At 72.8% G+C, this 9,496-nt stretch carries 10 protein-coding genes; 7 read left to right on the forward strand and 3 right to left on the reverse strand.

Annotated features, from left to right (window positions below; translation table 11 throughout):
- Nucleotides 1-48: 48 nt before the first annotated feature.
- The 3 genes from ACFWRV_RS28300 to ACFWRV_RS28310 are packed head-to-tail and all read right to left on the reverse strand — an operon-like array spanning nucleotide 49 to nucleotide 2,049.
- Complete coding sequence (locus ACFWRV_RS28300) at nucleotides 49-963, reverse strand: aminoglycoside phosphotransferase family protein (RefSeq protein WP_384338558.1); 915 nt, start codon at nucleotides 961-963, stop codon at nucleotides 49-51.
- A 31-nt stretch (nucleotides 964-994) separates the two neighbouring features.
- Nucleotides 995-1,513 (reverse strand): ferritin-like domain-containing protein, encoded by a 519-nt coding sequence (locus tag ACFWRV_RS28305; protein ID WP_384338559.1) that lies wholly within the window; start codon nucleotides 1,511-1,513, stop codon nucleotides 995-997.
- A complete protein-coding gene (locus ACFWRV_RS28310; RefSeq protein WP_384338560.1) occupies nucleotides 1,510-2,049 on the reverse strand; it encodes a hypothetical protein in 540 nt (179 codons plus the stop codon). Before ACFWRV_RS28310 ends, ACFWRV_RS28305 begins: the two co-directional genes overlap by 4 nt.
- A 176-nt stretch (nucleotides 2,050-2,225) precedes the next feature.
- On the opposite strand from ACFWRV_RS28310, the gene rimP reads away from it, so the two are divergent.
- From rimP to truB, 7 genes are all read left to right on the forward strand, one after another.
- On the forward strand, nucleotides 2,226-2,729 hold the full coding sequence (gene rimP / locus ACFWRV_RS28315; RefSeq protein WP_384338561.1) for a ribosome maturation factor RimP: 504 nt from the start codon (nucleotides 2,226-2,228) through the stop codon (nucleotides 2,727-2,729).
- A gap of 2 nt (nucleotides 2,730-2,731) precedes the next feature.
- The gene (gene nusA / locus ACFWRV_RS28320) at nucleotides 2,732-3,772 is read left to right on the forward strand and encodes a transcription termination factor NusA (RefSeq protein WP_384338562.1); all 1,041 of its coding nucleotides are present in this window, start codon (nucleotides 2,732-2,734) and stop codon (nucleotides 3,770-3,772) included.
- Nucleotides 3,773-3,885: 113 nt separating this feature from the next.
- Nucleotides 3,886-4,164 (forward strand): YlxR family protein, encoded by a 279-nt coding sequence (locus ACFWRV_RS28325; protein ID WP_199787082.1) that lies wholly within the window; start codon nucleotides 3,886-3,888, stop codon nucleotides 4,162-4,164.
- Nucleotides 4,165-4,312: 148 nt separating this feature from the next.
- A complete protein-coding gene (gene infB, locus ACFWRV_RS28330) occupies nucleotides 4,313-7,450 on the forward strand; it encodes a translation initiation factor IF-2 (RefSeq protein ID WP_384338563.1) in 3,138 nt (1,045 codons plus the stop codon).
- A gap of 199 nt (nucleotides 7,451-7,649) precedes the next feature.
- Nucleotides 7,650-7,943 carry a DUF503 domain-containing protein gene (locus tag ACFWRV_RS28335; RefSeq protein WP_030085244.1) on the forward strand — a complete coding sequence of 98 codons (294 nt, stop codon included), beginning with the start codon at nucleotides 7,650-7,652 and terminating at the stop codon, nucleotides 7,941-7,943.
- 36 nt (nucleotides 7,944-7,979) lie between these two features.
- Complete coding sequence (gene rbfA, locus ACFWRV_RS28340) at nucleotides 7,980-8,462, forward strand: 30S ribosome-binding factor RbfA (protein WP_010061881.1); 483 nt, start codon at nucleotides 7,980-7,982, stop codon at nucleotides 8,460-8,462.
- Nucleotides 8,459-9,358 carry a tRNA pseudouridine(55) synthase TruB gene (gene truB / locus ACFWRV_RS28345; RefSeq protein WP_384338564.1) on the forward strand — a complete coding sequence of 300 codons (900 nt, stop codon included), beginning with the start codon at nucleotides 8,459-8,461 and terminating at the stop codon, nucleotides 9,356-9,358. Before rbfA ends, truB begins: the two co-directional genes overlap by 4 nt.
- Nucleotides 9,359-9,496 lie beyond the last annotated feature (138 nt).

Raw genomic sequence — 9,496 nt, forward strand, 5'->3', positions numbered from 1 at the left:
CCCCCGCGCACCGTGCGCGGGGGCCCTCCTCGTGGAGACGACGAACCACTACAGCCAGCCCGCGAACTCCAGGTTGACCTCGCCCATCTGCCGCCGTCCCTCGGCCAGCGCGCGGGTGCCCGACTCCACCGCCCGGAACAGCGTCCAGCCGTGCAGCCGCGCCTGCTCCACCTCCAGCGACTCCGCCAGCTTCTTGACCCGCCGCCGGGCCGTCACCGGTCCGCCGGGGGAGGCGATCAGATCCTCCACCCGGTCCCGCACCAGCCGCGCCAGGTCATAGGCGCGCTCGCCCACCAGCGGCTCCGGACCCACCGTCAGCCACGGCGCCCGTTCCCCGGACAGCACCTTGCTCTGCCGGAAGTTGCCGTGCAGCAAAAGGAGTTCGGCCGCTCCCTCGACCAGCTCGGCCCGGGCCGCGAGCGCCGCGTCCACCAGCGGCGCCAGCTCCAAATCGGCCTCGGCGGCCGCCCGCATCCCGGCGCTCTGCGCCTCGGTCCGCTCCGCCACGGTCTCGAAGCCGTGCCCGGCGGGCGGTTCCACCCACAGCCGGCGCAGCGTGCCCGCCGCCTCCAGCAGGGCCTTCGCCTCCGGCAGCGAGCGCAGCGACACCTCGTGGTGCAGCCGCTCCAGCAGCAGCGCCCCGGACCCGTCGAGCTCCGGGGCGTCCAGCGGCTTCACCGCGCCCCAGCCCCTCCAGTGCTCCAGCGCCGCCCGCTCCAGCTCCGGCCCGGCGACCGGCGGGGCGATCTTCAGCGCGGCCGGGGTCCCGTCGGCCCGCCGCACCAGGACCACCAGGGCGCTGCGCCCACCGGGGGCGGCCACCCGCTCCGCGGTGAGGCCGTCCCCGGCGGTGAGCGCCCGCTCGGTCAGCGCGGGGAGCCCGGCCAGCCAGTCGGCCGCCGCGGCGTCCCCGTACATCTCGCCGAGCGCGCGCACCAGGCGCTGCGGCGGTTCGAAACCCATACGTCGTGTGTTCCCTTTCCGGATCCTTCGGTCAGCGTGTCCCGTCCGCGCCCGCGGCCTCCACCGGGCCCGTCGCGGCCGGATCCGCACCGGCGGCCCGCTCGGCGAGCCCCGGAAAGGCTACGTTGCCGCCCCGCCACCGGGCCGACCGCACCGCGGCCTCCCGCAGCGCACCCGCGGCGTCCTTGCGGCGCGGACCCTCGGTGGCCCGTACGAGATCGGCGTAGGCGCCCGCGATCCGGTCCTCCAGGACCGCGGCGAGCCGGACCGCCGAAGGGCCGTCCGCCACGGCGAACGGCAAGGCGTACGCGGCGGCCGAGGCCACCGGCCGCCCGCCGAGGTCCCGGGCGGTGCGCGCCAGTGCGTCCCGGCGCGCCCGGTGACCGTCGTGCGCCGCCCGGGCCTCCGCGCCCCGCTTCCCGTCGAGACGGCCGCCCAGCACCCCGTACCCGTACACCGCGGCGTGCTCGGCGGCCAGGGCGGCCTGGACGGCGGTCAGCTCGGGGGAGTCGGCCTCGTCCTCGGCCGGCCGGACGGAACGGGTGCTCATACGGCTGTCTCCTCGGCCAGTTCGGTCAGCAGATACGCGTGCGCCGCGGCGGCCGCCGCCACCGAGGCCAGCAGCCGGGCCAGCTCCGGTCCGGCCGTCAGCAGGGCCTCGGCGTGCGCGTCGGCCCGGCGGCGCTCGGCGACGGCCAGCTCCCGCACCGCGGCCTTCGGGTCGGCCGACACCGGACCGGGCGCCGCGGGCGGGGCGCCCTTCTTCGGCTCGCCCTTCGCGCGCGGCGGTGCCAGCGCCTTCCCGTGCTCCGCGACGGCCGCCCGCAGCGGCACGAGGCCCGCCGCCGTGGCCGGATGCGCCTCGGCCACCAGGTCGTACTGGGCGAGCAGGAGGGCGCCGTCGCGCACCGCCTTCTCGCGCAGGGTCTTCTCGGTCTTCGCGGTGGCCGCCCGCGCGCCGGAGTGCGCGGGCTCTGAGCCCCCGGGCGCCTCGTCGTCGCCCCCGCAGCCGGTCAGCACCGCACCCAGGGCGAGGGCTCCCGTCGCGGTGAGCGCCCCCCTGCGCGTCGTCCCCGTGCGCCGCACGTTTCTCCTTCGGGCCTGGACCGGTCCTGACAGGATCTGTCCTGATGTGATCACCGCAGGCGAGCGTACCCGCGGCCGAGCGGCAGGCGGACGGCAACACCCCTGGCGACCGGATACCCTTTGACCTGACGCACGTCGATCCCCACAACAGCACACGCGGCCGAGGAGTCACCCGGATGAGCACCACCCAGAGCGAGAGGCTGCGCGGGCTGCTGGAACCGCTCGTCAGCGCGCAGCAGCTGGACCTCGAGGAGATCGAGGTGTCCCGGGCCGGCCGCCGAGGAGTGCTGCGGGTCATCGTGGACTCCGAAGAAGGCGTTGAGCTGGACGCCTGTGCGGAGCTGAGCCGCTCGATCTCCGAGAAGCTGGACGAGACCGACGCGATGGGCGAGGGCGAGTACGTCCTCGAAGTCAGCTCCCCCGGCGCGGACCGCCCGCTGACCGAGCACCGCCACTACGTACGCGCCACCGGCCGGCTGGCCAGGTTCCGCCTGACCGGCGACGGCTCCGGTGAGCTGGTCGCCCGCATCCTCGCCGTCGACGAGGACGGGCTCGACCTCGAAGTGCCCGGCGTCAAGGGCCGTAAGCCCACCGCCCGCCGCCTCGCCTTCGACGAGATCGCCAAGGCGCGCGTGGAGATCGAATTCAACCGCAAGGACAAGAAGGAAGAGGAGGCGTAGCCGTGGACATCGATGTGAAGCTTCTGAAGGGCTTGGCGCAGGACAAGGAGATCCCCTTCGACGTGCTCGTCGGGGCGATCGAGTCGGCCCTCCTCATCGCGTACCACCGCACCGACGGCAGCCACCGCCGGGCGCGCGTGAAGCTCGACGAGAACGGCCACGTCACCGTGTGGGCCAAGGAGGACCCGGCCGACCTCGAAGAGGGCCAGGAGCCCAAGGAGTTCGACGACACCCCGTCCGGGTTCGGCCGGATCGCCGCGACCACCGCCAAGCAGGTCATCCTGCAGCGGCTGCGCGACGCCGAGGACGACCGCACCTTCGGGGAGTACGCGGGCCACGAGGGCGATGTCGTCACGGGCGTCGTCCAGCAGGGCAAGGACCCCAAGAACGTCCTGGTCGACATCGGCAAGATGGAAGCCATGCTGCCGGTCCAGGAGCAGGTCCCGGGCGAGGAGTACACCCACGGCCTGCGCCTTCGTACGTATGTCGTACGGGTCGCCAAGGGCGTCCGCGGCCCGTCGGTGACGCTCTCGCGCACCCACCCCAACCTGGTGAAGAAGCTCTTCGCGCTGGAGGTCCCGGAGATCGCGGACGGCTCGGTGGTCATCGAGGCCATCGCCCGCGAGGCCGGCCACCGCACCAAGATCGCCGTGCGCTCCACCCGCGCCGGCCTGAACCCCAAGGGCGCCTGCATCGGCCCGATGGGCAGCCGTGTGCGCAATGTCATGGCCGAACTGCACGGCGAGAAGATCGACATCGTGGACTGGTCCGACGACCCGGCCGAGATGGTCGCCAACGCGCTCTCGCCCGCCCGGGTGAGCAAGGTCGAGGTCGTCGACCTCGGCGCCCGCTCCGCCCGCGTCACCGTGCCGGACTACCAGCTGTCGCTGGCGATCGGCAAGGAGGGCCAGAACGCCCGCCTCGCCGCCCGCCTCACCGGCTGGCGCATCGACATCCGTCCGGACACCGAGACGGACGAGGAGCGGGAGAACGCCGACCGCGAGCGGGCCGAGCGGGCCCGGGAGCGCTCGGAAAGGCGTTGACCCGGAGCCGCTCCAGGGAATAGATCTTGGCCGAACGCCGCTGAGATCACGACAACATCCGTTCGATTTTTGCCCCAAAGGGGTGAGGTCGGTACGGGGAGGTAGACTTAAACGTGTCTGGCCGGACGCAAGCCCGCGCTTGCCCCGAGCGAACCTGTGTGGGATGCCGGGAGCGAGTGGCCAAGAGCGAGCTGCTGCGCATCGTGGTGGACGAGGGCGCCTGCGCCCCTGATCCACGCGGTACGCTGCCCGGCCGGGGTGCTTATGTGCACCCCACCTCTGTCTGTCTCGACCTGGCGGTTCGCCGCCGGGCGTTCCCCCGGGCCTTCAAGGCCAAGGGGCCGTTCGACACCGCGGCACTCACGCGGTTCGTCGAGCGGGTGACACCGTAAGAAAGTGAACGGCACGGGACCCCGTGCGGTCAGGTACCTCGCGAGTTGGAAGTAGGTCGAGATTGCGATGAGCACTCGATGAGTACGCGATGAGTACGCCCATGAAGTAGCGACGGTCCGGCGGTAACCCGGACCTAAAAGGAGCGAAGTGGCTAAGGTCCGGGTATACGAACTCGCCAAGGAGTTCGGCGTCGAGAGCAAGGTCGTCATGGCCAAGCTCCAAGAACTCGGTGAATTCGTCCGTTCGGCGTCCTCGACGATCGAGGCGCCGGTTGTACGTAAGTTGACCGACGCACTGCAGGGGCCCGGCGGCAACGCCGGCAAGTCCGCTGCCAAGCCTGGCGCGCCCCGCAAGGCGACGCCCGCGAAGCCCGCAGCGCCCTCCCCGGCCGCTGCGGCACGTCCCGCTGCCCCGAAGCCCGGCGCACCGGCCCCCAAGCCGGCCGCTGCCGAGGCCCCGGAGACCAGCACCCCCGCGGCGCCCTCCGCGCCGTCGGCGGGCCCCCGTCCGGGCCCGAAGCCCGCGCCGAAGGCGGCCCCGGTGACCCCGGTCCCGGCCGCCGAGTTCTCGGCTCCGGCGCCGGCCCAGCCGGCTGCCCCGCAGCAGCCCCAAGCCCCGCGTCCCGCGGGCGCCACCCCGGGTCCCCGTCCCGCCCCCGCCCGTCCGGCTCCGGCCGGCGGTCAGCGCGACGGCGGCCGTGACGGTGGCCAGCGCGACGGCGGCCGTGGCGGCGAGCGTGGCGGCGACCGCCCCGCACGTCCCGCGGGCCAGGGCGCCCCGCGCCCCGGCGGCGCCCGTCCGGCCGGTCCCCGTCCGGGCAACAACCCCTTCACCTCCGGCGGTTCCACCGGCATGGCGCGCCCCGGGGCGCCCCGTCCCGGCGGTGCCCCGCGCCCCGGTGGCGGCTCGGAGCGCCCCGGCGCCCCGCGTCCCCAGGGCAGTGGCCCCGGCGGCGCCCCGCGCCCCCAGGGTGGTCAGGGTCAGGGCGGCGCCCGTCCCTCTCCGGGCGGCATGCCGCGCCCGCAGGCTCCGCGTCCCGGCGGCGGTCCCGCCGGTAACCGTCCCAACCCGGGCATGATGCCGCAGCGTCCCGCGGCGGGCCCGCGTCCCGGCGGTGGCCCCGGCGGTGGCCGTGGTCCCGGCGGTGGCGGTCGTCCCGGCGGTGCCGGTGGCGGCGGTCGTCCCGGTGGCGGCGGCTTCGCAGGCCGTCCCGGCGGCGGCGGTGGCGGCGGCTTCGCCGGTCGTCCGGCCGGTCCCGGTGGTGGCGGCGGCGGTGCCGGTCGTCCCGGTGGCGGCGGCGGCTTCGGCGGTCGTCCCGGCTTCGGTGGCCGTCCCGGCGGCCCCGGTGGCCGCGGTGGCACACAGGGTGCGTTCGGCCGTCCCGGCGGTCCGGCGCGTCGTGGCCGCAAGTCGAAGCGGCAGAGGCGCCAGGAGTACGAGGCCATGCAGGCCCCGTCGGTCGGCGGCGTCATGCTGCCCCGCGGCAACGGACAGGCCGTCCGGCTGTCGCGCGGCGCCTCGCTCACCGACTTCGCGGAGAAGATCAACGCCAACCCGGCGTCGCTCGTCGCCGTGATGATGAACCTCGGCGAGATGGTCACCGCCACGCAGTCCGTTTCCGACGAGACGCTCCGGCTTCTCGCCGAGGAGATGAACTACGTCCTGGAGATCGTCAGCCCCGAGGAGGAGGACCGCGAGCTGCTCGAGTCCTTCGACATCGAGTTCGGCGAGGACGAGGGCGGCGAAGAGGCTCTGGTCTCGCGTCCGCCGGTCGTGACCGTCATGGGTCACGTCGACCACGGTAAGACCCGACTGCTGGACGCGATCCGCAAGACGAACGTCGTCGCGGGCGAGGCCGGCGGCATCACGCAGCACATCGGTGCGTACCAGGTCTCCTCCGAGGTCAACGGCGAGGACCGCAAGATCACCTTCATCGACACCCCGGGTCACGAGGCGTTCACCGCCATGCGTGCCCGTGGTGCGAAGTCGACCGACATCGCGATCCTCGTGGTGGCGGCCAACGACGGTGTGATGCCCCAGACGATCGAGGCGCTGAACCACGCCAAGGCGGCCGAGGTGCCGATCGTGGTCGCGGTCAACAAGATCGACGTCGAGGGCGCCGACCCGACCAAGGTGCGCGGTCAGCTCACCGAGTTCGGTCTGGTGGCCGAGGAGTACGGCGGCGACACCATGTTCGTCGACATCTCCGCCAAGCAGGGCCTCAACATCGAGGCGCTCCTGGAGGCCGTCGTCCTCACCGCCGACGCCTCGCTCGACCTGCGGGCCAACCCGGAGCAGGACGCGCAGGGTATTGCGATCGAGTCCCACCTCGACCGCGGTCGCGGTGCCGTCTCGACCGTCCTGGTCCAGCGCGGAACGCTGCGCATCGGTGACACGGTGGTCGTGGGCGACGCCTACGGCCGAGTCCGCGCCATGCTCGACGACAACGGTCAGAACGTCCAGGAAGCGGGTCCCTCGACCCCCGTCCTGGTGCTCGGTCTCACCAACGTCCCGGGCGCCGGCGACAACCTCCTGGTGGTCGACGAGGACCGTACGGCCCGTCAGATCGCCGAGAAGCGTGCCGCCCGTGAGCGCAACGCCAACTTCGCCCGCAAGGGCGTCCGGTTCTCCCTGGAGAACCTGGACGAGGCGCTCAAGGCCGGTCTGGTCCAGGAGCTCAACCTCATCATCAAGGGCGACGCGTCCGGTTCGGTGGAGGCTCTCGAGTCCTCGCTGCTCCAGCTCGACGTCGGCGAAGAGGTCGACATCCGGATCCTGCACCGCGGTGTGGGTGCGGTCACCGAGTCGGACATCAACCTGGCGACGGGTTCCGACGCCATCGTGATCGGCTTCAACGTGCGCGCCGCAGGGCGTGCCGAGCAGATGGCCGAGCGCGAAGGCGTGGACGTCCGGTACTACTCGGTCATCTACCAGGCGATCGAGGAGATCGAAGCGGCCCTCAAGGGTCTGCTCAAGCCGGAGTACGAAGAGGTCGAGCTCGGCACGGCGGAGATCCGCGAGATCTTCCGCTCGTCCAAGCTGGGCAACATCGCCGGTGTGCTGGTCCGCTCCGGCGAGGTCAAGCGCAACACCAAGGCGCGCCTGCTGCGCGATGGCAAGGTCATCGCGGAGAGCCTCAACATCTCCGGTCTGCGCCGCTTCAAGGACGACGTCACCGAGATCCGCGAAGGCTTCGAGGGCGGTATCAACCTCGGAAACTTCAACGACATCAAGATCGACGACGTCATCGCGACGTACGAGATGCGCGAGAAGCCGCGAGGCTGATCCACCTCGGGTCCGCAAGGACCCGCAGGGAATTCGGAAGGGTTGGGGGAGTCCGCTCCCCCAACCCCTCCACCACGGTCGGGGCCGGTCGACGGGTCGTATTTCCGTCGATCGGCTCCGGCCGTTCCGGTACGGTTCTGATGTCCCCGGCAAGCTCTGGCGGGGCACGAACCCGAACCGGCGGGACATCCGGACACACATGTATGTGGGGACCCTGTCCTTCGATCTGCTCCTCGGCGACGTACGGTCGTTGAAGGAGAAGCGTTCCGTCGTCCGCCCGATCGTCGCCGAGCTCCAGCGCAAGTACGCGGTGAGCGTGGCCGAGACCGGCGGACAGAATCTCCACCGCAGGGCCGAGATCGGCCTTGCCGTGGTCTCCGGTGACACCGGACACCTCACGGACGTGCTGGACCGCTGCGAACGGCTGGTCGCGGGACGCCCCGAGGTGGAGCTGCTGTCGGTGAGACGGCGGCTGCACAGTGACGAAGACTGACAGTCGAGCGAAATCAGAAGGAAGAGTGACGGACCGGTGACCGACAACGCGCGGGCCCGCAAGCTGGCCGATCGCATCCAGGTCGTGGTCGCGGAGACCCTGGACCGGCGAATCAAGGATCCGCGGCTGGGATTCGTGACGATCACGGACGCCCGGGTCACGGGCGACCTGCGGGAGGCCACGGTCTTCTACACGGTCTACGGCGACGACGAGGAGCGCGCGGCCTCCGCCGCGGCGCTGGAGAGCGCCAAGGGCGTCCTGCGCTCCGAGGTCGGCCGGCAGACCGGGGTCCGGTTCACGCCGACCCTGGCCTTCGTGCCGGACGCCCTCCCGGACAACGCCCGCACCATCGAGGACCTCCTCGACAAGGCGCGGGCCAAGGACGCGGAGGTGCGCCAGGTCTCCACCGGAGCGACGTACGCCGGTGAGGCCGACCCGTACCGCAAGCCCGAGGACGAGGACGACGAGGCGGACACCCCCGGCTCGACCGACAAGAACGAGGGCCCCGCCTCCGCATGACCGAGCAGACCACCACGCCGGACGGCCTTGTCATCGTCGACAAGCCGTCCGGCTTCACTTCGCACGACGTCGTCGCCAAGATGCGCGGCATCGCCCGTACGCGACGCGTCGGCCACGCCGGCACGCTGGACCCCATGGCGACCGGCGTCCTGGTGCTCGGCGTTCAGCGGGCCACCAAGCTGCTGGGCCACCTCGCCCTGACCGAGAAGGAGTATCTCGGCACGATCCGGCTGGGCCAGGACACCGTCACCGACGACGCCGAGGGCGAGATCACCTCGTCCACCGACGCCTCCGGTGTGACGCGTGAGGGCATCGACGCGGGCGTGGCGGCCCTGACCGGCGCGATCATGCAGGTGCCGTCCAAGGTCAGCGCCATCAAGATCGACGGCAAGCGGTCCTACGCGCGGGTGCGCGGCGGCGAGGAGTTCGAGATCCCGGCCCGCCCGGTGACCGTCTCCTCCTTCCGCGTCTACGACGTCCGCGAGGCCGTCGCCGAGGACGGCACCCCCGTCCTCGACCTGGTCGTGTCCGTCGTCTGCTCCTCGGGGACGTACATCCGGGCCATCGCCCGCGACCTCGGCGCCGGACTCGGCGTCGGCGGGCACCTCACGGCGCTGCGCCGCACCCGGGTCGGCCCGTACGGACTGGACGCGGCCCGCACGCTCGACCAGCATCAGGAGGAACTGACCGTGATGCCGGTCGCCGAGGCGGCCGCCTCCGCGTTCCCCCGCTGGGACGTGGACGAGAAGCGCGCCAAGCTGCTCCTCAACGGCGTACGGCTGGACATGCCGGCCCACCCGCCGGGGCCGGTCGCGGTCTTCGGGCCCGACGGCGCGTTCCTCGTGCTCGTCGAGGAGGAGAAGGGCAAGGCCAAGAGCCTCGCCGTCTTCGCCTGATCCTCGGCCGACGCGCCACCCTCCTTGTCGTGGGGGGGGGGGGGGGCCCCCCCCCCCCCCCCCCCCCCCCCCGCCCCCCCCCCCCCCCCCCCCCCCCCCCCCGGCCCCCCGGGGGGGACCCAAGGGAGGACCGCGCGG

Source organism: Streptomyces sp. NPDC058576, assembly GCF_042718715.1.
Taxonomy (GTDB): Bacteria; Actinomycetota; Actinomycetes; order Streptomycetales; family Streptomycetaceae; genus Streptomyces.

Bases quoted from the DNA above. Each gene is read 5' to 3' on its own strand.
- ACFWRV_RS28300 (WP_384338558.1), bottom strand. From the start codon at position 963: ATGGGTTTCGAACCGCCGCAGCGCCTGGTGCGCGCGCTCGGCGAGATG.
- rimP (WP_384338561.1), top strand. From the start codon at position 2,226: ATGAGCACCACCCAGAGCGAGAGGCTGCGCGGGCTGCTGGAACCGCTC.
- ACFWRV_RS28305 (WP_384338559.1), bottom strand. From the start codon at position 1,513: ATGAGCACCCGTTCCGTCCGGCCGGCCGAGGACGAGGCCGACTCCCCC.
- ACFWRV_RS28335 (WP_030085244.1), top strand. From the start codon at position 7,650: ATGTATGTGGGGACCCTGTCCTTCGATCTGCTCCTCGGCGACGTACGG.
- truB (WP_384338564.1), top strand. From the start codon at position 8,459: ATGACCGAGCAGACCACCACGCCGGACGGCCTTGTCATCGTCGACAAG.